This is a genomic window from Gillisia lutea (assembly GCF_021568705.1).
In the GTDB taxonomy this organism is placed as follows: domain Bacteria; phylum Bacteroidota; class Bacteroidia; order Flavobacteriales; family Flavobacteriaceae; genus Gillisia; species Gillisia lutea.
On sequence record NZ_JAKGTH010000009.1, the window covers coordinates 179,786 to 201,392 of the forward strand.

The 21,607-nt window shown below is 35.9% G+C and carries 18 protein-coding genes; 12 read left to right on the forward strand and 6 right to left on the reverse strand.

Translation table 11 applies throughout. The features are described from left to right. Positions 1–5: 5 nt before the first annotated feature. The 6 genes from L1I30_RS10265 (at position 6) to L1I30_RS10290 (ending at position 8,223) form a co-directional block, all read left to right on the forward strand. Complete coding sequence (locus L1I30_RS10265; RefSeq protein ID WP_236134200.1) at positions 6–1,403, forward strand: CsgG/HfaB family protein; 1,398 nt, start codon at positions 6–8, stop codon at positions 1,401–1,403. 18 nt (positions 1,404–1,421) lie between these two features. After that, positions 1,422–2,909, forward strand: coding sequence for a carboxypeptidase regulatory-like domain-containing protein (locus L1I30_RS10270; RefSeq protein WP_236134201.1), 1,488 nt, complete (start codon positions 1,422–1,424; stop codon positions 2,907–2,909). Positions 2,910–3,026: 117 nt separating this feature from the next. Next, positions 3,027–4,205: an AIR synthase related protein gene (locus L1I30_RS10275; RefSeq protein WP_236134202.1), complete on the forward strand. Its 1,179-nt coding sequence runs from the start codon at positions 3,027–3,029 to the stop codon at positions 4,203–4,205. Between the two features lie 1,243 nt (positions 4,206–5,448). Beyond that, positions 5,449–6,525: a peptide chain release factor 1 gene (prfA, locus tag L1I30_RS10280; RefSeq protein ID WP_236134203.1), complete on the forward strand. Its 1,077-nt coding sequence runs from the start codon at positions 5,449–5,451 to the stop codon at positions 6,523–6,525. A 78-nt stretch (positions 6,526–6,603) separates the two neighbouring features. Next, positions 6,604–7,422 carry an orotidine-5'-phosphate decarboxylase gene (pyrF, locus tag L1I30_RS10285; protein ID WP_236134204.1) on the forward strand — a complete coding sequence of 273 codons (819 nt, stop codon included), beginning with the start codon at positions 6,604–6,606 and terminating at the stop codon, positions 7,420–7,422. Positions 7,423–7,425: 3 nt separating this feature from the next. Continuing rightward, positions 7,426–8,223 carry an ABC transporter substrate-binding protein gene (locus L1I30_RS10290; protein WP_236134205.1) on the forward strand — a complete coding sequence of 266 codons (798 nt, stop codon included), beginning with the start codon at positions 7,426–7,428 and terminating at the stop codon, positions 8,221–8,223. Here L1I30_RS10290 and L1I30_RS10295 read toward each other — a convergent pair. Further along, positions 8,196–8,384 (reverse strand): Lacal_2735 family protein, encoded by a 189-nt coding sequence (locus tag L1I30_RS10295; RefSeq protein ID WP_236134206.1) that lies wholly within the window; start codon positions 8,382–8,384, stop codon positions 8,196–8,198. The two genes, L1I30_RS10290 and L1I30_RS10295, sit on opposite strands and share 28 nt — an antisense overlap. A gap of 105 nt (positions 8,385–8,489) precedes the next feature. Further along, positions 8,490–9,194, reverse strand: a complete 705-nt coding sequence (locus tag L1I30_RS10300) for a DUF4197 domain-containing protein (protein WP_236134207.1) — start codon at positions 9,192–9,194, stop codon at positions 8,490–8,492. Between the two features lie 130 nt (positions 9,195–9,324). On the opposite strand from L1I30_RS10300, the gene L1I30_RS10305 reads away from it, so the two are divergent. The 3 genes from L1I30_RS10305 (at position 9,325) to L1I30_RS10315 (ending at position 15,147) form a co-directional block, all read left to right on the forward strand. Further along, positions 9,325–10,812, forward strand: coding sequence for a catalase (locus L1I30_RS10305; protein WP_236134208.1), 1,488 nt, complete (start codon positions 9,325–9,327; stop codon positions 10,810–10,812). Between the two features lie 139 nt (positions 10,813–10,951). Then, on the forward strand, positions 10,952–14,383 hold the full coding sequence (locus L1I30_RS10310) for a methylmalonyl-CoA mutase family protein (protein ID WP_236134209.1): 3,432 nt from the start codon (positions 10,952–10,954) through the stop codon (positions 14,381–14,383). Positions 14,384–14,517: 134 nt separating this feature from the next. Beyond that, positions 14,518–15,147, forward strand: coding sequence for a MarC family protein (locus L1I30_RS10315; protein ID WP_236134210.1), 630 nt, complete (start codon positions 14,518–14,520; stop codon positions 15,145–15,147). Positions 15,148–15,149: 2 nt separating this feature from the next. On the opposite strand, the gene L1I30_RS10320 is transcribed toward L1I30_RS10315, so the two are convergent. Next, on the reverse strand, positions 15,150–15,563 hold the full coding sequence (locus tag L1I30_RS10320; protein WP_236134211.1) for a hypothetical protein: 414 nt from the start codon (positions 15,561–15,563) through the stop codon (positions 15,150–15,152). A gap of 122 nt (positions 15,564–15,685) precedes the next feature. Here L1I30_RS10320 and L1I30_RS10325 point away from each other — a divergent pair, with 122 nt between their 5' ends. Then, positions 15,686–16,129: an Lrp/AsnC family transcriptional regulator gene (locus tag L1I30_RS10325; RefSeq protein ID WP_236134212.1), complete on the forward strand. Its 444-nt coding sequence runs from the start codon at positions 15,686–15,688 to the stop codon at positions 16,127–16,129. A 55-nt stretch (positions 16,130–16,184) separates the two neighbouring features. Here the strand turns inward: L1I30_RS10325 and L1I30_RS10330 are convergent, their stop codons facing one another. Both L1I30_RS10330 and L1I30_RS10335 read right to left on the reverse strand, forming a co-directional pair. Beyond that, a complete protein-coding gene (locus L1I30_RS10330) occupies positions 16,185–17,093 on the reverse strand; it encodes a class I SAM-dependent methyltransferase (protein ID WP_236134213.1) in 909 nt (302 codons plus the stop codon). Continuing rightward, entirely contained in the window at positions 17,071–18,342 is a 1,272-nt protein-coding gene (locus L1I30_RS10335; RefSeq protein WP_236134214.1) for a DEAD/DEAH box helicase, read from the reverse strand. The genes L1I30_RS10330 and L1I30_RS10335 overlap by 23 nt, the downstream gene beginning before the upstream one ends. 289 nt (positions 18,343–18,631) lie before the next feature. On the opposite strand from L1I30_RS10335, the gene L1I30_RS10340 reads away from it, so the two are divergent. Further along, a complete protein-coding gene (locus L1I30_RS10340; protein WP_236134215.1) occupies positions 18,632–18,829 on the forward strand; it encodes a DUF1328 domain-containing protein in 198 nt (65 codons plus the stop codon). Positions 18,830–18,929: 100 nt separating this feature from the next. Further along, entirely contained in the window at positions 18,930–20,345 is a 1,416-nt protein-coding gene (locus tag L1I30_RS10345; protein WP_236134216.1) for a hypothetical protein, read from the forward strand. Here the strand turns inward: L1I30_RS10345 and L1I30_RS10350 are convergent. After that, positions 20,321–21,553: an MDR family MFS transporter gene (locus L1I30_RS10350; RefSeq protein ID WP_236134217.1), complete on the reverse strand. Its 1,233-nt coding sequence runs from the start codon at positions 21,551–21,553 to the stop codon at positions 20,321–20,323. The genes L1I30_RS10345 and L1I30_RS10350 overlap by 25 nt on opposite strands. Positions 21,554–21,607: the final 54 nt, after the last annotated feature.

A 21,607-nucleotide genomic window follows, 5' to 3' on the forward strand; every position in this document is an offset into this window, starting at 1 on the left:
ATCTTATGAACGTTAACAGACTTATTTGCATGGTTGTTTTAGTAACCATGTTCACTTCCTGCGGGGCGGTTTTTAACCAACCTGTAGATGTGAAAGAAGCCAGAATTGGCGAAACCTCCGCCGTCACGGAAAGACTTCAAAATTTACCTCTCCCGGAAGAACCGGTAGTTGTAGGAGTCTATAATTTCCGAGATCTCACCGGGCAATACAAACCTTCGGAAACCGGAAGCACTTTTAGTACAGCTGTAACTCAGGGGGCTACTTCAATTTTAATTAAAGCTTTAGAAGATTCTCGTTGGTTCGTTCCTATAGAAAGAGAGAATATAGGAAACTTACTTAACGAACGTAATATAATTAGATCTACTCGTCAGGAATATAGAGCATCTTCCAATCCTTCTGAACCACAACTGCCACCGTTACTATATGCTGGTGTACTTTTAGAAGGAGGGATCGTTTCTTATGATACCAATATTATAACGGGTGGAATGGGAGCTCGCTATTTTGGTGCGGGAGGAAGTACTCAATACCGTCAAGACAGGGTTACAATTTACTTAAGGGCCATTTCTACCTCAAGCGGTAAAATCTTAAAGAATGTGTATATATCTAAAACCATTCTTTCACAAGCCTTAGATGCAAGTTTGTTCCGGTATGTAAACTTCCAAAGGTTATTGGAGGCTGAGATAGGTTTTACTCGTAACGAACCTGTGCAACTGGCTGTTAAAGAAGCCATAGAAAAGGCTGTAGAATCTCTTATTGTAGAAGGCGTTAAAGATGACCTGTGGAAAGTAAAGGAAGGAGAGGGAATTGAAGCGCAGTTAATAGCCAATTATGATGCAGAGAAGGAAGAGGCTGAATTAACTAAGCTCTATGATAGAAAATTTATTGAAAGGAACTATTCTAACTCCTTTGGGCTTAGTATGGGAACCTCTTTATTAAGTGGAGATTATTCTAAACAAGATGTAGGACCACTAGTAAAGATTGATTATGAGCGCAATGTTATTCCCTCATTTTCTTTAAATATTTCAGCTAGTGCCTTCGAGTTGAAAAGCGGAGAGAATTATTCTCAGAAATTTGTAGGTCTTGAGGCTAATGCAAAATATTTGGTCTTACCTAACGATGATCTTGGTCCATATCTATACGGAGGCCCCGGTGTAATTTTAGGTTTAAATGGAGGAGATGTTCCTGATGGAATGAGCAATTCCCATTTCAAATTACAGTATGGACTGGGTCTGGAATATATGCTTACTGAAAAGTTAGGATTGAAGGCATTTGCCGAGCATAATATCCTTTTTGATGATGAGTTGGATTATGTTATCAATGGAAAGAGGGATGATCACTTCTTCAATTTCGGACTTGGCGTAAACTTCTATCTTGGTAAATCCAATCAGGAGAAAAACAATTAAACTTAAAAGATTCATCCTATGAAAATAGTAAAATATATATTCGTCTTTTTATTTATCTCCCTCCTTGTTGGATGTAGTGAAGATACAATAGATTCATTTGGGGTAGGTAAAATTACAGGTACTGTAGTTTCTCAGGGAGACAACGAACCAATCCAAAATGTGAAAATTTCAACCAATCCTGTTACTTCTACCGTTTTTACCGATGAAAACGGAGATTTTGTAATAGAGAATGTGCCTGCAGCAGAATATTCAATTCAAGCTAAAAAGGACGGCTTGTTAACTAAATTTGAAGGTGCGACAGTGCTCTCAAATGCTGAAATAAATGTTATTTTTGAAATGTTACCTGATACAGGAAACAATCGGGAACCTACTACACCTCAGGCAATTTTTCCTGAAGATAATTCTACAGATCAAGATGTAACAATAGATTTTTCCTGGAGTTCTAGCGATCCCGATGGAGATGAGCTTGTATATGAACTACAATTAAGGAATAACGTAAATAATGATATTTTAAAGTATTCCAGTATAGTAGACACTACCTATACGGTTGAAGGTTTGCAATTTGGTTATAAGTACTTCTGGCAAATTAAGGTTACAGATAGTATAAACGAACCTGTTTTAAGTCCGGTTTACTCATTTCAAACTGCGCAATATCCAAAAAGCAGGTATTTGTATGTGAAAAAGGTGGCTGGGAATAATGTTATATACTCCTCCGATAACGAGGGAAATGAGTATCAACTCACTTCGTCTAATTTAAATAGCTTTAGGCCAGTTAAAAATAACGCATCCAATAAGATTGCATTTCTAAGAACAGTAGGAGGACAAACCCATTTATTCACTATGGATCCTGATGGAGCAAATCAAATTCAGGTCACATCCAATATTCCGGTGAATGGATTTAATCTGGATAAGATAAGTTTCTCTTGGGCTCAGGATGGTGCCACATTAGTCTACCCGAATTACTCTAAATTATATAGCATTAATGCAACAGGGGGCGGAACCGCATTAGTTTATCAAACTCCTAGTGGTAAATTTATTACCAATGTAGCTGTAAGTAAGGATAATAGCATAATAGCATTACTCACTAATAATGCAAATGGTTATGATGCATCCATTTATACCATTGACTTTAGCGGAGCGCAGTTAACAACAATTATAGACAATGTTACCGGTGCACTTGGCGGTTTAGATATATCTGTAGATAAAAAAACACTTTTATATACTAGAGATATATCTGCATATGAAAGTGATGATTATAGACAACTCAATTCTCATATCTTCCTGTATACTTTTGTAACAGGCGCAAGTTTGGATATAAGCACTTCTAAAGAAAATGGAACAAACGATTTTGAGCCGAGATTTTCACCTAATGAAGCCTTAGTTATCTTTACCAATACATCTAATGATGGCTTATCTGCCAGAAATATATTTACCACCGAGATTGGCGGGGAAGATTCTGAACGGACTTTGATATTTGAAAATTCAATGATGCCAGACTGGGAATAAAATTAAAGATTCTATTTAAGCAAAAAGGGGCAGCTATAAATTAGTTGTCCCTTTTGCTTTTGTAATACTTCACTAAGAATTGAAATCTGCTTATATTTGAAATCTCAAAATAAGTCCATGAGCCAGGAAATAAGTAAAAGATATGCCGGTCGCGGTGTCTCAGCAGGAAAAGAAGACGTGCACAACGCTATAAAAAATGTTGATAAAGGATTGTTCCCGAAGGCATTTTGTAAAATAGTGCCAGATTTCCTTACCGGTGATAATGAGCATTGCTTAATTATGCATGCCGATGGAGCAGGAACTAAAACATCTTTGGCTTATATGTATTGGAAAGAGACTGGAGATATTTCTGTATGGAAAGGTGTTGCTCAAGATGCTCTAATCATGAATATCGACGATCTTCTTTGTGTGGGAGCCACAGATAATATTATGCTCTCCTCCACTATTGGGAGAAATAAGAATTTAATTCCGGGAGAAGTTATTTCAGCAATAATTAATGGTACCGAGGAATTGCTTGCCGATTTAAAAAAGTTTGGAGTGGAGATCCATTCTACTGGTGGTGAAACAGCCGATGTTGGAGACTTGGTTAGAACAATTATCGTCGATTCCACAGTTACCGCTCGAATGAAAAGGGAAGATGTTATCGATAATGCCAATATAATTCCCGGTGATGTGATTGTGGGGCTTTCTTCTTATGGTCAGGCCAGCTATGAAAGAGAATATAACGGAGGTATGGGAAGTAATGGTTTAACCTCTGCAAGGCACGATGTTTTCTCCAAGATATTAGCTAAAAAATATCCAGAAAGTTTTGACGCTACTATTCCCGAAGAACTTGTTTATTCAGGGTCGAAATCACTAACAGATAAAGTTGAAAATTCTCCATTAGATGCTGGTAGATTAGTATTATCACCAACAAGAACTTATGCTCCAATTATTAAAGAGGTGCTTTCAAAATATAATAGTAATCAAATCCATGGTATGGTTCATTGTAGTGGAGGAGCGCAAACTAAAATCTTACATTTTATAGATAATTTACATATTATTAAAGATAATATGTTTGAGGTACCACCATTATTCAAGCTTATTCAACAGGAAAGTAAAACCGATTGGAAGGAGATGTACCAGGTTTTCAATATGGGGCATCGTATGGAGTTGTATGTAGACCAGAGTATTGCTCAAGACCTAATTGAAATATCTAATTCTTATAATGTAGAGGCTAAAATTATTGGAAAAGTAGAAGCTTCACAGTCCAAAAAATTAACCATTAATAGTGAATTTGGAACATTTCAATATTAGTGAATATTATTTTCTCGTGCCGACTGGCAGTTCATTTTACGAAGTATTATAAATGAGTATAACTTAGCACGGCCGCTTTATACTTATTTATAATTTCTTTGTACGAAATACAGTAAAATAGAATAGCTAATATTATTAGTACTACAATTGTATTATTTTTTCTTCTATAATATTAAATTTTGTCGTTTTCACCTGTTGAAAACGAAATACCTCAAATTGAAAAGTTGCTTTTTTGTAATCATATTTTCTTATCTAGCTTTCATCATTAGTGTTGGACCAAATAAATGGCCTTACATATTTTATAAATTAGATAAATCGGAAGATAGTTAGAGGATTTTTGCGATTTGCAGGTTTAACGTTCTTTAAACATATGTTAAACTCATATTGTTCTAACTTGAAAGAAAGATACCTAAATGAAGAAGTCAAAGTATTTTTTGTGGTTATTGGCTATCATCTTAATATGTCTGAATGCCTTTGTAATTATTTTTTTAGATGAAATAATAAACAGATGGATTAGAGCTATTACCATGTTACTGTTTTTTGTGCTTTTTCTAAGCTCGAGATTCTACAACAAAAAGGGACTCATTGTATTTGCTCTATTACTTTTGTGTGACTTCTTGCTTATAAAATACGAAAATCCAATTTTCAATAATTTGATCTTTGTAATTAGATTGATTTGCTACCTTTTACTAGGCTTCATGGTAATTGGTTATATAAAGAAGCTTCAACTGAAGCTTTTACCCTCCATCATTTTTATAAGTGCCTTAGTCTTAAATCTATTTTTGCTCAATTACCTAAATGATACAATAAGTATGGGGAATGCCTCACCTATTCTAAATATCTTATTTCTAATTTATGGTATTTCTATAATATTTTGTGTGACTGCGGCGGTAACTTATAATAACAGATACGACAATGATACATCACTGTTTTTTTTAGGAGCAGTTTTAGGTCTGGTCTTATCAGATTTAAGTTTTTTTATAGCATTCTACTTGGAGTTTTTCGAATTCTATTTAGTGGATAGAATAACAAATATTCTTGGGATAATTTTCCTATTAAAGTTCATGCAATTACAAAGAAGCTATAAAAAAGCGCTACTTGATTAATATCGGTTCGGTTAAAAGACTTCAGTGATGCCTTCTTAAATCTAATCTTATAGAGAGCCGCTATCTTTGTTTAAATGCTATTCTAATAATTCGGACAAATTATCGTAAATTCGCCTTGAAAAATCATCCTAAAATTTATGATTGAGAAGTTGAATATAGTGAAGCAGCGCTTTGATGAAGTGAATGATTTAATCATTCAACCAGAAATTATTTCTGATCAAAAGCGTTACATAGAATTAAATAAAGAATATAAAGATTTGAAGGCACTAATGGATGTGCGTGAGAAATATGTTGCATTAACCGATAATATCAAAGAATCTGAAGAGATCATTGCCGACGGTAGTGATGCTGAAATGACCGAGATGGCCAAGATGCAGATGGAAGAAGCTAAAGGAGAACTCCCTGCTTTGGAAGAAAAGATTCGAATGATGTTGGTGCCCAAAGATCCTGAAGATGCCAAGAATGTTGTAATGGAAATTAGAGCTGGAACCGGAGGAGATGAAGCGAGTATTTTTGCAGGAGACCTTTATAAAATGTATACCAAATATGTTGAAAGTAGAGGCTGGAAATCTACTATTGTAGATTTTAACGAAGGTACCAGTGGTGGTTTTAAAGAAATTATCTTTGAAATTGCAGGAGAAGATGTATATGGAACTTTAAAGTTTGAAGCGGGAGTACATCGTGTACAGCGTGTTCCTCAAACCGAAACTCAGGGTAGAGTACACACTTCAGCAGCTACAGTTATGGTATTGCCGGAAGCTGAAGAATTTGATGTTGAGATTAATCCTAAGGATGTAAGAGTAGATTATTTCTGTTCTTCCGGTCCTGGGGGTCAGTCGGTGAATACAACTTATTCTGCGGTTCGTCTTACCCACGTTCCAACAGGACTGGTAGCTCAGTGCCAGGATCAAAAGTCACAACATAAAAATAAGGAGAAAGCTTTTAGAGTTTTACGTTCTAGACTTTATGAAATGGAACTTGCCAAGAAACTTGAAGCAGATTCGGCTAAGAGAAACTCAATGGTTGCAAGTGGCGATAGAAGTGCAAAAATTAGAACATATAATTATTCTCAAGGAAGGGTTACCGATCATAGAATAAACTTAACTTTGTATGATCTTTCCAATATTATAAATGGAGATATACAAAAGATAATTGATGAATTGCAGTTAGTAGAGAATACTGAAAAACTGAAGGAGAACAGTGATGTTTTCTAAATTGATACTATCAAAATCCCGCTTTTGCGGGATTTTTTGTGCCTTTTTACCAAATTAAAATTCTTAAAACCTCATTTTATGACCACCAAGGCCCTTATTGAGCAGATACATAAGAAAAAATCTTTTTTATGCATAGGTCTGGATACCGATATGGATAAAATACCAACCTATTTATTATCTGAGGACGATCCAATTTTCAGCTTCAATAAAGCTATTATAGACGCTACGCACAAATATGCTGTAGCCTACAAACCTAATATAGCATTTTATGAAGCTTATGGCATAAAGGGATGGAAATCTTTGAAGAAAACAATTGAATACATCAATCATAACTATCCTGAGATCTTTACCATTGCCGATGCAAAACGAGGTGATATCGGGAATACCTCTGCCATGTATGCAAAAGCATTTTTTCAGGAGTTGGCTTTTGATTCGGTTACTGTAGCGCCATATATGGGAAAAGATTCTGTTGAACCATTTTTGGAATTTCCAAATAAGCACACTATCATGCTGGCTTTAACTTCTAATGAAGGCGCCTTCGATTTTCAAACCTTGAAAACCAATGAGCAGGAATTGTATAAAACCGTGATAGAGAAATCTAAATCCTGGAAAAATTCTGATCAGCTTATGTATGTAGTTGGAGCTACTAAAGCTGAATATTTAGGCGAAATCAGAAAAATTATACCAGATAGTTTCTTGCTTGTTCCGGGAGTTGGGGCACAGGGCGGCCGCCTGGAAGAAGTTTGTAAATATGGGATGAATAAAGATGTAGGTTTGTTAATAAACTCATCACGAGCTATTATCTACGCTTCAGAAACTTCAAATTTTGCTGAGATCGCTGCTGCAAAAGCTGAAGTGATACAAGGGCAAATGGCTGAACAGTTGGAAAGTCTTTAAATTATGCAATTTTCTGATCAGATAGGAAGATCATTTCATTTAGCAAAAACCCCGGAACGAATAGTTTCCTTGGTTCCTAGTCAAACTGAATTGCTTTCCTATTTGGGGTTAGAAGATAAGATTGTAGGTGTAACTAAATTTTGTGTACATCCTGAAGCCTTAAAGAAAAATAGCACAGTTGTTGGAGGTACTAAAAAAGTAGACTACGAAAAGATAGAAGCCTTAAAACCCGATATTATTCTTTGTAATAAAGAGGAAAATACCGAGGATATGGTTCTGGCATTGGAGAAAATCGCACCCGTTCATGTTTCAGAAGTCATTACTTTTAAAGACGCATTACAACTTATTGGTTGTTATGGAAAGATATTTGGAAAAGAGCAAGAGGCCTCGTTGCTAACATTACAAATACAAAAGGAAAAAGAAGCCCTTTTGAAGGTGTTGCCCCTCAACAAGTTAAAAGTAGCATATCTTATATGGAGGAAACCTTGGATGGGGGCGGGTAAAAATACTTTCATTAATACCCTTTTAAGTATCAATAATTTTGAAAATGTTCTATCGGAAAAACAGGGGCGCTATCCTGAGGTGAATTTAAAAGACCTCAAAAAATCATCAGCAGATATTATTTTTCTTTCTTCCGAACCTTATCCTTTTAAAGAAGAACATATACGGGAAATTCAGGAAGAACTGCAAATTCCTGTTATTTTAGTAGATGGGGAATATTTTAGTTGGTATGGTTCCAGGCTTTTATCCTCAATCAGCTATTTTAAAGAACTTCAAACTAAATTATCTACCTTATTGTAATTTCTTTGCTTGATATAATCAAGTAATTTTTTAGCTCTCGCATTTAATTTATCACTTTTCTCTTTATCGAATAAAGCAACCTTATAGGCTTGATTCATCAACCTTGTATATTTATCGCATAAACCATCTTCTTCGGTTTTAAAAAATATCTTTTCCAGCATCATCTTTATTTTGATGCAAAGATATTCTACATGAGTTTTAAATTATATTAACCTCAGGTTAAAGCTTTTATAAAATTAAGGGTATCATTGGTTTAGGCGCGGGTGTTAATCTTGAAGAGCAAATACTCGTTGTAGTAGTTGTGATGATCTTGCTGCAAAGTTGGTTCTTATTTCCTGTTCCTCAATTCCAATCATCGTAAAAACTCCAGCCAGAGCTTCCTTAGTAACATAATCGGGTAGATCTGGATTCACTTTAGAAGTTAAAGGTAACGTGTTATATTTATCAATAATATTTGCCCAAACCTGTGTGGCTCCAACCTTATTCAACGAATTGGATATTACAGGATTGAATTTGTTATAAAGTTCAGTTTCCGTTTTATTTCTCAAATAGAAAGTTGCAGCTGTGTCATTTCCTAATAAGATATTTCTCGCATCAGTAAAAGTGATTTCTTTAACGGCGTTAACAAAAATAGGAGTCGCTTCTTTCACCGCATCTTCAGCTGCATTGTTTAAGACTTTTAAACCTTCATCAGCCAAAGCGCTTAAGCCAACATTTCTTAATGTCTTGTCTACTTTTTGAAGTTCTGGTGGAAGTGTAATTCTTACTAATTCATTGCTATAGAATCCGCCTTCTTCAGTTAATTTCTTAACCTGCTTATCTATGCCCATGTCTAAGGCCTCTCTAAGACCGGAAGCTATTTCAGTATTGGTAATGCTGTACCCGCTCTCTGGAAACTGAGTTGCTATTTGTTGTAATTCGGCACAACCCGTTAATAAAGGTAGAAGGATGATAGCAAGTAACTTTTTCATAAAATATTTTTTTCAAAAGTAAGTATAAAAGACCAGTTAAATCATCAATAAAAATTATATTAATATTAAAACAATCGATTTTTATTATAGTTCATCTAGCTGTACCTTCACCAATCTAAAAACTATACCAATGAGTGATAAAAAGAAATTAACTACGGCTTCTGGAAGACCTTATGTAGAAAATGAGGATACGCTAAGTGTTGGAAGAAGAGGGCCATTATTATTAGAAGATTATATTCTTCATGAGAAAATGGCACATTTTAATAGAGAAAGAATTCCCGAACGTGTAGTTCATGCTAAGGGTTCTGGAGCCTATGGAACATTTACTGTAACTAACGATATTACCAAATATACCAAAGCAAAAATATTTTCAGAAGTCGGAAAGAAAACAGACCTAATAGCTCGTTTTTCGACAGTAGGAGGAGAAAAAGGTTCGGCAGATACCGAGAGAGACCCTCGTGGTTTTGCAATTAAATTCTATACAGAAGATGGGAATTGGGATTTAGTGGGGAATAATACCCCCGTATTTTTTGTGAAAGACCCTAAAAAATTCAGTGATTTTATACATACCCAGAAAAGAGATCCATACACAAATATGAAGTCTCCAACTATGATGTGGGATTTTTGGTCGCTTCGTCCCGAATCTTTACATCAGGTCACTATTCTTATGAGTGATAGGGGAACTCCTTTTGGAGTGCGCCACATGAACGGATACGGGTCGCACACTTTTTCATTGATCAATAAGGATGATGAGAGAGTATATGTGAAATTCCACTTTAAAACAGCTCAGGGAATTAAGAATTTTACCGATGAAGAGGCGATGGAAATGCGCGGTAAAGATCCGGATTTCTCGCAACGGGATCTCATGAAAAGTATAGAAGAAGGAAATTATCCGAAATGGAATCTGAAAATTCAGGTAATGACCGAGGAACAGGCTCAGAATTATCATATCAATCCTTTTGATCTAACTAAAGTTTGGCCCCATGGAGATTACCCTCTTATTGATGTAGGAGTGATGGAATTAAATAGAAACCCAGACAATTATTTTGCAGAGATAGAACAATTAGCAACTTCTCCTGCCCATATTGTTGATGGAATTGGTTTCTCTCCAGATAAAATGCTACAAGGTAGGTTACTTTCGTATCCTGATGCTCATAGGTATAGATTGGGAGCAAATTACGAGCAGATTCCCGTAAACAGATGTCCGTTTATGACAGAAAGCAATAATTATCAGCGAGATGGTTTGATGCGTATTGATGGGAACCAGGGACGTAAACCTAATTATTATCCGAACAGTTTTGATGATATTGAAATAGATGAAAGCTACAAGCAGGTGCCACCAACAGTGGTAGATGCTGAAGCGGACTGGTTTGATAGAAATGCACCGGGGGAGGATGATCATTACACTCAGCCGGGTAATTTATTCAGAATTATGGATAATCAGGCTAAGACGAATTTGATAAATAATATTGTTGGTGCAATGAGTGGAATTGAAGGACCTAAAAAGGAAGAGATTACAAATAGGCAATTGTGCCATTGGTTTAGAGCCGATCCTCAATTAGGTGCCGGGGTTGCTAAAGGCCTAGATATTGAAATTGATATGAAAATGTTCAATTAAGCTATTTTTAAATGTTTATTTTTGGAACGTCCCTTTTTGAAGGGGCGTTTTTGTTTTACGATATCTTTAAAATAAAAATGATTATCCTATAGTTTGTTGCGAAATTCTTAAATTGCGACTATAAAATTTAGTATATAAAATGGAAATACAAGCTCCTTATAAACCCAAGAATAAAGTCAGAATTGTAACAGCTGCTTCGCTTTTTGACGGACATGATGCTGCCATAAATATTATGCGCCGAATTATACAATCTACAGGAGTAGAAGTAATTCACTTGGGGCATGATCGTAGTGTAGAAGAAGTTGTGAATTGTGCAATTCAGGAAGATGCCAATGCGATAGCAATGACGTCTTATCAGGGCGGACATAATGAGTATTTCAAATATATGTACGACTTGCTGCAAGAAAAAGGAGCCGGACACATTAAGATATTTGGTGGAGGGGGAGGAGTTATCCTTCCAGAAGAAATCAAAGAATTGATGGATTACGGGATTACGCGTATCTATGCTCCAGATGATGGTAGAGAAATGGGATTGCAGGGAATGATCAACGATTTGGTTAAAACTGCCGATACTCCAACACCTGCGTTGCAAAATGAGAAAGAGGTGCAGAAGCAACTGAAAGAAAAGGATGTAAATACCATTGCCAGGTTAATCTCTCTAGCCGAAAACAGACATGAAGATTTCAAAACGCACTTTTCAGAGGTTTCTCTTGAAAACAACATTACTCCGGTATTAGGAATCACTGGAACAGGTGGCTCAGGGAAATCCTCGTTGGTAGATGAACTGGTTCGTAGATTTTTAATTGACTTCCCAGAAAAAACTATTGGGATTATTTCGGTAGATCCTTCAAAAAGAAAAACCGGAGGGGCACTTCTGGGAGATAGAATTCGGATGAATGCTATTAACAACCCCCGCGTGTATATGCGTTCTCTTGCTACTAGACAATCAAATCTTGCTTTGTCTAAATATGTTGCTGAGGCAGTAGAAGTATTAAAAGCAGCCGAATATGATTTGATTATTCTTGAAACCTCAGGAATTGGGCAATCGGATACCGAAATTCTTGAACATTCTGATGCTTCTCTTTATGTAATGACTCCGGAATTTGGGGCTGCAACTCAGTTGGAAAAAATAGACATGCTGGATTTCGCAGATCTTGTGGCCATCAATAAATTTGATAAGCGTGGTGCTTTAGATGCCTTAAGAGATGTGAAGAAGCAATTTCAGAGAAATCATGGCTTATGGCATGAAGATCCCGAATCACTTCCCGTGTATGGTACCATTGCTTCACAATTTAACGATCCGGGGATGAATACCCTCTATAGAAAATTGATGAACAAGGTGGATGAAAAGACCGATGCCAGGTTGAATTCAGAATTTCATATAAACGATGAGGTGAGTGAGAAGATATATGTTATTCCACCAAGTCGAGTGCGCTACCTCTCTGAGATCTCTGAAAATAACAGAAATTATGACAGTGTAGCAGCAACTCAAGTAGACGTTGCACAGAAGCTCTATGGAATCTACAAAACCTTAGAGACCGTTGTAAATACCACATTAGAACTTTCGAAATTTGGAATAGAAGAAGAACCTTTAGAGAACTCTCAAACTGAAGAGAATAAAGATTTTGTTGATCTTCTTAAAAAAGAGTTCGATAAAGTTAAAATGGACCTTGACCCTTATAACTGGGAAGTTATTACAGGCTGGAGCGAAAAAGTAGATAAATATAAGGAGCCTATTTATAGCTTCAAAGTTAGAGATAAAGAGATAAAGATAGAAACACATACCGAGTCACTTTCTCACACACAAATTCCTAAAATTGCATTACCAAAGTATCAGGCTTGGGGGGATATCCTTCGCTGGTGTCTGCAGGAAAATGTTCCGGGAGAGTTTCCTTATACTGCCGGTTTATATCCTTTTAAACGTTCAGGAGAAGATCCAACCAGAATGTTCGCAGGAGAAGGCGGACCGGAAAGAACGAATAGACGCTTTCATTATGTAAGCGTGGGGCTTCCGGCAAAAAGACTTTCTACTGCTTTTGATTCGGTAACATTATATGGTAACGATCCGGATTTCAGACCAGATATTTATGGAAAGATAGGAAATGCGGGAGTTTCTATTTGCTGTTTGGATGATGCCAAAAAGTTATATTCAGGTTTCGATCTGGCAGATGCATTAACATCGGTAAGTATGACTATTAATGGTCCAGCTCCTATGCTACTCGGGTTCTTTATGAATGCAGCTATCGATCAGCAATGCGAAAAATATATAGTAGAAAACGGTCTAGAAAATGAAGTAGAGACCAAGATCAAGAATATCTATAAAGAAAAAGGAGTAGAAAGATCTGCTTATCAGGGGAAATTACCTGAAGGAAACAATGGTCTTGGATTGATGCTACTGGGAGTGACAGGAGATCAGGTTTTACCTGCCAATGTCTATGCCGATATCAAAAAACATACTTTAAGTGTGGTTAGAGGTACTGTACAGGCCGACATCTTAAAAGAAGACCAGGCACAAAATACCTGTATCTTTTCAACTGAATATGCCCTGCGTTTGATGGGGGATGTTCAAGAATATTTTATAGATGAAAAAGTAAGAAATTTCTATTCGGTATCTATTTCAGGATATCATATTGCTGAAGCAGGGGCCAATCCGGTAACACAATTAGCACTTACCCTTGCTAACGGGTTTACCTATGTAGAATACTACCTAAGTCGAGGTATGGACATCAATAAATTCGGGCCAAACCTTTCATTCTTTTTCTCAAATGGAATAGATCCTGAATATGCTGTAATTGGAAGGGTGGCCCGTAAGATATGGGCGAAAGCTCTAAAACACAAATACGGTGCAAATCCCAGAGCTCAAATGTTGAAATATCATATCCAGACATCTGGGAGATCATTACATGCTCAGGAAATCGATTTTAATGATATTAGAACCACTTTACAAGCATTATATGCGATTTACGATAACTGTAACTCTTTGCATACCAATGCTTATGATGAAGCTATTACCACGCCAACAGAAGCTTCTGTAAGACGCGCAATGGCTATTCAGTTAATTATAAATAAAGAACTAGGCCTTACAAAAAATGAAAATCCTATTCAGGGAGCTTTCATTATTGAGGAGTTAACCGATCTGGTTGAAGAAGCAGTTCTATTAGAATTTGATAGAATTACAGAGCGAGGTGGGGTATTAGGCGCCATGGAAACTATGTATCAGCGAAGTAAGATACAGGAGGAAAGTCTTTATTATGAAACTCTAAAACATAATGGAGAATTCCCAATTATCGGAGTGAATACCTTTCTTAGTTCTACCGGTTCCCCAACGGTTACACCGGGCGAAGTAATTAGAGCCACCGAAGAAGAAAAGAAATATCAGATTACTACCCTGGAAAATCTTCATAATGCCAATAAGGATGAAGCCGAAAAAGCATTGCAAGAAATTAGAGAAGCTGCTATTAAGAACGAAAATCTATTTGCTGTACTCATGGAAGCAACCAAAGTTTGTTCGTTAGGGCAAATTACTTCAGCGATGTTTGAAGTAGGAGGGCAGTATAGAAGAAATATGTAAAGTTAGAATACCATTATAGTTTAATAAAGCCTTCACGACTGTTTGTGAAGGCTTCTTTTTTTACAAAAATCACGATTAGATTAACGACTTCAAAAAAATAAATTAACTTCGCAGCTTATTAAATTAAGATTAGTATGGATCACCTATGGTTATTTGCTATTGCTGTTTTTACGGGGTTCTTTGCTATTAATAGTCCTGCAGGGAATATTCCCATCTTTTTAAGTCTTACCCGGCAAGCCGATCAAAAGACCAAAAAGAAGATATCTAAAAAGGCCACCTTCACAGCTTTTATTATAGTAACCGGATTTATTATTTTAGGAAAATATATTTTTGATCTTTTTGGACTTACCATCCCCGCCTTTAAAATAACCGGGGGAATACTTATATTTTTTGTTGGTTTTGAAATGATCCGTTCACAAGAGTCGAGTATAGATAATCAAAGTGAAGTAAATTTTAATGAAGGGATTTCCATATCCCCTCTGGCAATACCAATTTTGGCAGGTCCTGGTACCATAGTTACGGCTATGAACTACACTACCAATGCAAATTACCTCCAATTAGGCATTATTATTTTAATGTTAGGGCTTATTATGTGGCTTAATTATTTGGCTTTTATTTCTAGCGAATATTTAGTGAAATATATTGGAGCCAATAAAATTGTTGTTATTGAAAAGATCATGGGATTGATAATAGCTATTATAGGTACCAATATGTTCATACAAGGTGTGAAATTGGCATTTTTCGTTACCGAAGAAGTCCAGTAAAATTAATTATCTTTTCTAAATTGAAGATGGTGCACCCATTCAGAAAATAGATGATCAAATTGGTGAATCTCAGCCTTTAATAAGGAAATAAATTCTTTTTCCTTTATTCCACTAAATTCTAGTTTTCTACATTTTAAAGCTATATTGTTTATTGCTCTTCTAATATTTTTAGCTCTTTTTAATCGAATAGTAGGGTTGCTTGCATTTTGAAGAATAGCCAGACTTGGTGCAAGTCTCAGGGTGTCAGACATCAGATCACCCGCGTATTGCTGATGATAATTTCCAGACAGGTTCATTTCCCAAACATTCTTATTGTCACTTATACTACAGGCAATTGCTCTCGAAACTTTAAATAGCTCCAGGGCTTTCTTGTAAACAGGCAAGTTAATAAAATCTGTAGTCTCTAAATGATTCATAAAAATTCATAATTCAATGATCATAAAATTAATCAGATTGTATCGCTCTTATCTTTTGAAATTAATTTGAATATGTATATTAGCTTTTAATTGATAGATTTTTTTAGTTAAAAACTTTAAATATGCAGGTAGATAGATTAAACTGGCAGATTTTAGAATCACTTCAAAGTAATGCGCGTATGTCTTTTGCTGAAATCGGGCGGAAAATTGGATTAACATCTCCTGCAGTAGCCGAGCGTGTTAAGAAAATGGAGGATATGGGAGTGATTAAAGGATATAAGGCACAGGTTTCGTATCACAAAACAGGTCATCAACTTAAAGCGGTAATCACTTTAAGAGCATTTATGGGAAGATTAAAACCCTTCTTAGAAAAAGTAAAGGAGTTTAAAGAAGTGATCAATTGTTATCGCATCACCGGGAATGAAAATATTATCATGGAAGTGGTGCTGTATGATCAATCCCATTTAGAAGAGTTTATAGATAAACTAATTACCTATGGCGAAACTAAAACGCACATCATTTTATCAGATGTAGTAGATCAAGGTCCAATTAAAAGAAGAGGATAAAGAAACCGATGAAACAACAGGTGTTCATCGGTTTATTCTAGAATATATAACCTGTTTATTTCCTACCACTCACCAAGTACATTAAAGAACCACCTCCGGCATGATACTGCTCCCGTTTTAATGCCCCCATTACATGTTCACTTCTATTGGCATATTTTTCCTGATAATCGAAATAAAAAGGCATGTATTCTTCTCCAGCTGCACTAAAGAAATCGATATCCTTTTGTGTGTTGGACTTCCATGAACTACCCTTCATCCACTGTTTAAGCGTTGCCACCTGTTCTTCATTATCATAAGGTGGATACATTGCTATAGCTTTATCTGATAGTCGCACTTCAATATTCTTCAATTCCTCAAGAGCGAACATACCAGGTAAAAGATCGCCTAATGAATTATCCCCCCTCCCCATATTTTTCTTGCCTTTTTCTATAATAAGGCGGTATTTTATATGATCTAGAGTTTCTTCAATAGAGTCATTTTTAGAAAGCGAGGTCTTAGTAAGACTTTGCACGATATTATTAGGTTCTACACACAATAAGATCCCTCCTGGTTTTAGCACTCTTTTCATTTCTGAAATTGCTTTTTGTGGATTTGGAACGTGAATTAGAACTGTCTGGCATGTAACCAAATCAAAACTATCATCTGGAAAAGGAAGATTTTGAGCATCTCCTTTAAGCAAATTGAAATTATGACCGGTAGTTGAGAAATAAGTACTTAGATCTGTGCTTTCAGAAAACCATTGAATATCATTATCCACTGCTGTGATCTCTGATGCCGGCGCAAGATATGGAGCAAGAATACGGGTCCAGTGTCCCTGCCCGCAACCTACATCCAACATAGATGTACATTTTTCTAGATCTAACCTTTGTGCGGTTAGATCTAAAAATGCTTTATTCCACCAGAAATCCCGGTAGTCACCAAAATATTCTTCAGAATGTCCTTTATTTATTTTTTGATCTTTCAACGTTTCTTCTTTTAGAAGTATTTCCTGAGTTGGTTCTCTTTGAAGTGCTAGATCGGTTGTTGTTTCTGGACGGTCTTCTTTGTTGCGGTTTTTTCTCTGGGATCTCGAAGAATTCCATAGGGTAGTCATGATCTTCTACCACAGGAACTTGTTGATCTATCAATTTCTGAATATCCTTCAAATATGCTTTTTCTTCATAATCACAGAAAGAAATAGCAACTCCGCTAGATCCCGCTCTTCCTGTCCTTCCAATTCTATGTACGTAGGTTTCAGCGATATTAGGAATTTCAAAATTAATAACAACCGCAAGTTCGTCTATATCTATACCACGAGCAGCAATATCGGTAGCAACTAATACTCTGGTTGTTTTATCTTTGAAGTTTTTTAAGGCCTTCTGACGAGCATTCTGCGTTTTGTTACCATGTATAGCTTCTGAAGTGATTCCGGTTTTTATGAGATCTTTTACCACCTTGTTTGCACCGTGTTTGGTACGGGTAAAAACAAGAATTCTATCTGCGTCAGACTCTTTAAGGATATCTACAAGAAGTTTTTTCTTATTTGTTTTATCAATAAAATATACTTCTTGGCGAATGCGCTCTGCAGTTGATGATACAGGGGTTACTTCTACTTTAAGAGGATTGTTTAAAATACTGTGTGCAAGATCTAAAATAGCATCAGGCATGGTTGCCGAAAAGAAAAGAGTTTGTCTTTTTGCAGGTATTTTTTTGATCACTTTCTTTACGTCATGAACAAATCCCATATCCAACATTCTGTCGGCCTCATCTAAAGTGAAGATCTCCAGTTTAGATAAAGAGATGTACCCCTGGTCCATAAGATCTAATAGTCTTCCGGGAGTAGCAACTAAAATGTCAACTCCATTTCTAAGCGCTTGAACTTGAGAATGCTGTGATACTCCACCAAAAATAACCAGGTGCTTTAAATTACTGAATTTCCCATAATCGGCTAAACTTTCGCCAATTTGAATGGCAAGTTCTCGAGTAGGGGTAAGGATAAGACTTTTTATAGCAACTTTTCCTCTGCCGGTTTCTTGGCTATTGTTAAGTAATTGAATTGTTGGTATGGAGAAGGCAGCGGTTTTTCCGGTACCGGTTTGAGCGCAACCTAAAATATCTCTTCCGTTTAAAATAGCCGGGATAGACTGGGCTTGTATTGGTGTAGGATTAGTATAACCTACTTTTTCAACTGCCTTTTGTAAAGGTTCAGTCAATGCTAAATCGTTAAATGTCATTTATGAATTATATGTGCTGCTCCTGTAAGAATATCCTTCGGGCAGTCTTAATGTGTAAATTGTTGCCTAGTGGAGAAGTAGCAACCGGCTGCAAATGTAATGAATTATAATTAAATGAATTTAGATGAAGATATGTAAGCTTAATTTTATTTTTAAGGTCCTGGAAATCAGGCTATATATTAACATTACATTACGGTTTTTTATTTTTTTAGTTAAAATGAATCTAATTGTAATTTTTTTAATAAAATAACGACTACAGTCAAGTTATCTTTGATAAAAATAAAACACGATGAAAAATTATACTTTACTTTTCTTGATAATGACTGTGGTAACAGGTTTGATAGGATTTGCCGGATTAAATTTTTATGGAATTGAAGTGGTGAGAGTTTTATTTTTGATTTTTGCTGATCTTTTAGTGATATCAGTAATTTCAAAATTATTTTTTCCTACAACCGATGATATGAGATTGCAAAGAGTTAAAAAATAATCCCCATATACATTTTAGTTAATTTAAAGCCTCTAAGTTTAGAGGCTTTTTTATTTCCGGTAAATTCTTCTACTTTTAGAGAGTAACTAAATGAACTTAGGTGAATCGTATATTATTTATATTCTTAGTTTGTGCCTTTAATGGCATGCTGGGGCAGGAAATGTCTTTAAAGAAAGGAGCCGTGGTTAATGATTTGAAAATTAACGACAGTATTCAGGAAAGCTTTTCCCTATATCTTCCCACCAATTTTGATAAAGATAAAATGTGGCCCGTAATATTTGTATTTGATCCCATGGGCCGGGGCAGAAATACTGCACATTTATTTCTACCGGGAGCAGAGCAACAAGGGTATATTGTAGCTTCTTCAAATAATATAAGCTTTAAAGACTCTCTATCTGCCAATGTGGATGTAGCTTTAAGGTTGATGAATAAAACTTTCAATTATTTTCCCATAGATAATAATAGAGTTTACACAGCTGGTTATAAAGAGGGAGCTGTTGTTGCAAGTGCAATACCAGCTATCTATCCAAATATTCAAGGGGTATTGGCAGTAGATGATTTTTGGAGTACGCAGAATTACTTAGGAAAAGATTCTAATTTTTCTGTGGTAGCACTAATAGGAGAGAAAGATGCTAATATATATAAGCTTCAGCAAGTACAATATTTCTTGAATAAATCGGGGCATACGGCTAGTCTATATAGTTATAATAGTAATAACGAATGGCCCGGGGCCGAAATGATCTCCCAGGCATTGGCAGAATTTAGTTTACAGTCAATGTCTAAAGGATTAAAGCATATAAACAATGAACTGATTAACGATCTCTACAATCAGGATGTGGAAATTTCAGAACGCTTAAGAAGAAGCCTGCAACCTTACAAAGCATATCAGTATTTGGAGAAGATGGAGATGAAATATGCCTTATTTGATAAAAAGGATGACATTAGAAATCTTCAGAAAGAAATCAAAAAAGAACATCTTTTTAAAGAACAGCGCAGGGAATACAATCGGGCAAAAATAAAGGAAAGTCAGCTTAAAGAAGAATATATTTATTATTTTGAGGAAGATGTATATACTGTAAACTTTGAAAATATCGCCTGGTGGAAAAATCAGGTTAAGGAATTAGAAGAAATGCAGAAATCCAAAGTTGAGGCCCAAAGCGAAATGGCTTACAGAATCCAAGGCTTCTTACAAGTAATGTCTTCAGAAAATTTCAGCAAAATAAAGCAGGAAAGGGCAGGAATAGATAGAAAGATTTATAGCGCTGTTTTGCAAACCGTCTTCAAGAAAGATGATCCCGAAGCGTATTTATATATCATCTCACAAAGTGCCAACGATGGCGATTATTATACTGCTCTTTTATATTTAGAGGACCTATTGAAAACCGGTTACAAAGACCTTGAAGAATTGTATAATATTCCCAATACCTTAGATCTTAAACTAAGCCCAGAATATAATACACTCATAAAAAAGTATACCGGTACCTCAAAATATTATAATATAGGCGTAGAAGAATAAGAAACAGCTTCTTTCTTTAGAATTCGAATAAGCCATAAAATTAGGGCGCAGGCAACTACCCCAAGAAATACCATGATGTACCAGGTAAGATTAAATCCAAATTCACCTATTAACTGCATTCCTGAGTTATGACCAAAAATATGGCTGATGGAAAATGCAATACTATACAATGCCATATAAGAACCTTGTTTACCTCTCTCTGCACGTTTTAGAGCGAAGGTATTGGAAAATGGAAAAGCGATCATTTCTCCAATTGTCATAAACAACATTCCAACTAAAAGTGCCCCGATCCATCCGGTTAGATTTAAAACCAGAAAGCTTATAGCTACCAGGAAAGTACCCAATATTACATTTTGGAGGGCAGAACTGTTCTTAGTTTCCATATATTTTATTAACGGCATTTCTAGGAGAAAGATCAAAAACCCGTTTATACCTAAAAGAAGGCCGATATCCGACTCAGGAAGTAAATGAACTTCTGAATAATACAGGGGCATAGTTGAAAAATACTGAATGAAGATAAAGCCAAATAATATCATTGCTCCAATAAAGAGAAGATAGGGTTTATCGTTTAAAACTGCCTGCGGATTTAAATTTACCTCCTTTACATTCTCTTTCGCTTTTTTAGGGTGCAGCAACTTTAATAGAAGCAAACCTGCTAAAAAACAAGTGATTCCATCTACCCAAAACAATCCACTATAACCGCTATTTGCTATTATGAGTCCGCCAACCGCAGGGCCGGCAGAAAACCCTAGGTTTATTGCGAGTCGAATTAGAGTTACCGATCGTGTTCGGTTCTCGGGTTTACTATAAGCGCTAATGGCCACGAAAACGGCAGGTCTAAAGGCATCTGCTACCAACATTACCAAAAATATACCCGCACAAATTGACCAGAAAGATACAGGGAATTGTAAGAGTACAAATAGTACGGCAGATAAAAGTAAGCTTGCAGTCATGGTTTTATAATGCCCTATGGAATCTACCAATTTTCCTCCTACCCATGATCCGGCTACCGAGCCCAGTCCGAAGAATGTTAATATCCAGCCCACTTCCTCAAGTGAAAATCCTCGGCTTTTAGTTAGGTATAAAGAAAGGAACGGGATTACCATGGTTCCCGCTCTATTTATAAAAGTGATGAATGCCAAGAGCCAGACCTCACGTCTTAGATCGCTAAAGGAATTAATATATGAGCGGAATATCTTTTGAAACATATGCATTTATCTACCCATCAAAATTAAATTATATTTAATTAGAAAGGTGTTTCT

What these genes read in the sequence shown, in the direction of transcription:
- L1I30_RS10305 (WP_236134208.1), top strand. Translation starts at nt 9,325, where the DNA reads ATGAGTGATAAAAAGAAATTAACTACGGCTTCTGGAAGACCTTATGTA.
- L1I30_RS10350 (WP_236134217.1), bottom strand. Translation starts at nt 21,553, where the DNA reads ATGTTTCAAAAGATATTCCGCTCATATATTAATTCCTTTAGCGATCTA.
- L1I30_RS10335 (WP_236134214.1), bottom strand. Translation starts at nt 18,342, where the DNA reads ATGACATTTAACGATTTAGCATTGACTGAACCTTTACAAAAGGCAGTT.
- L1I30_RS10290 (WP_236134205.1), top strand. Translation starts at nt 7,426, where the DNA reads ATGCAATTTTCTGATCAGATAGGAAGATCATTTCATTTAGCAAAAACC.
- L1I30_RS10340 (WP_236134215.1), top strand. Translation starts at nt 18,632, where the DNA reads ATGAAAAATTATACTTTACTTTTCTTGATAATGACTGTGGTAACAGGT.
- L1I30_RS10295 (WP_236134206.1), bottom strand. Translation starts at nt 8,384, where the DNA reads ATGCTGGAAAAGATATTTTTTAAAACCGAAGAAGATGGTTTATGCGAT.
- L1I30_RS10275 (WP_236134202.1), top strand. Translation starts at nt 3,027, where the DNA reads ATGAGCCAGGAAATAAGTAAAAGATATGCCGGTCGCGGTGTCTCAGCA.
- pyrF (WP_236134204.1), top strand. Translation starts at nt 6,604, where the DNA reads ATGACCACCAAGGCCCTTATTGAGCAGATACATAAGAAAAAATCTTTT.
- L1I30_RS10320 (WP_236134211.1), bottom strand. Translation starts at nt 15,563, where the DNA reads ATGAATCATTTAGAGACTACAGATTTTATTAACTTGCCTGTTTACAAG.
- L1I30_RS10325 (WP_236134212.1), top strand. Translation starts at nt 15,686, where the DNA reads ATGCAGGTAGATAGATTAAACTGGCAGATTTTAGAATCACTTCAAAGT.
- L1I30_RS10270 (WP_236134201.1), top strand. Translation starts at nt 1,422, where the DNA reads ATGAAAATAGTAAAATATATATTCGTCTTTTTATTTATCTCCCTCCTT.
- prfA (WP_236134203.1), top strand. Translation starts at nt 5,449, where the DNA reads ATGATTGAGAAGTTGAATATAGTGAAGCAGCGCTTTGATGAAGTGAAT.
- L1I30_RS10315 (WP_236134210.1), top strand. Translation starts at nt 14,518, where the DNA reads ATGGATCACCTATGGTTATTTGCTATTGCTGTTTTTACGGGGTTCTTT.
- L1I30_RS10265 (WP_236134200.1), top strand. Translation starts at nt 6, where the DNA reads ATGAACGTTAACAGACTTATTTGCATGGTTGTTTTAGTAACCATGTTC.
- L1I30_RS10300 (WP_236134207.1), bottom strand. Translation starts at nt 9,194, where the DNA reads ATGAAAAAGTTACTTGCTATCATCCTTCTACCTTTATTAACGGGTTGT.
- L1I30_RS10310 (WP_236134209.1), top strand. Translation starts at nt 10,952, where the DNA reads ATGGAAATACAAGCTCCTTATAAACCCAAGAATAAAGTCAGAATTGTA.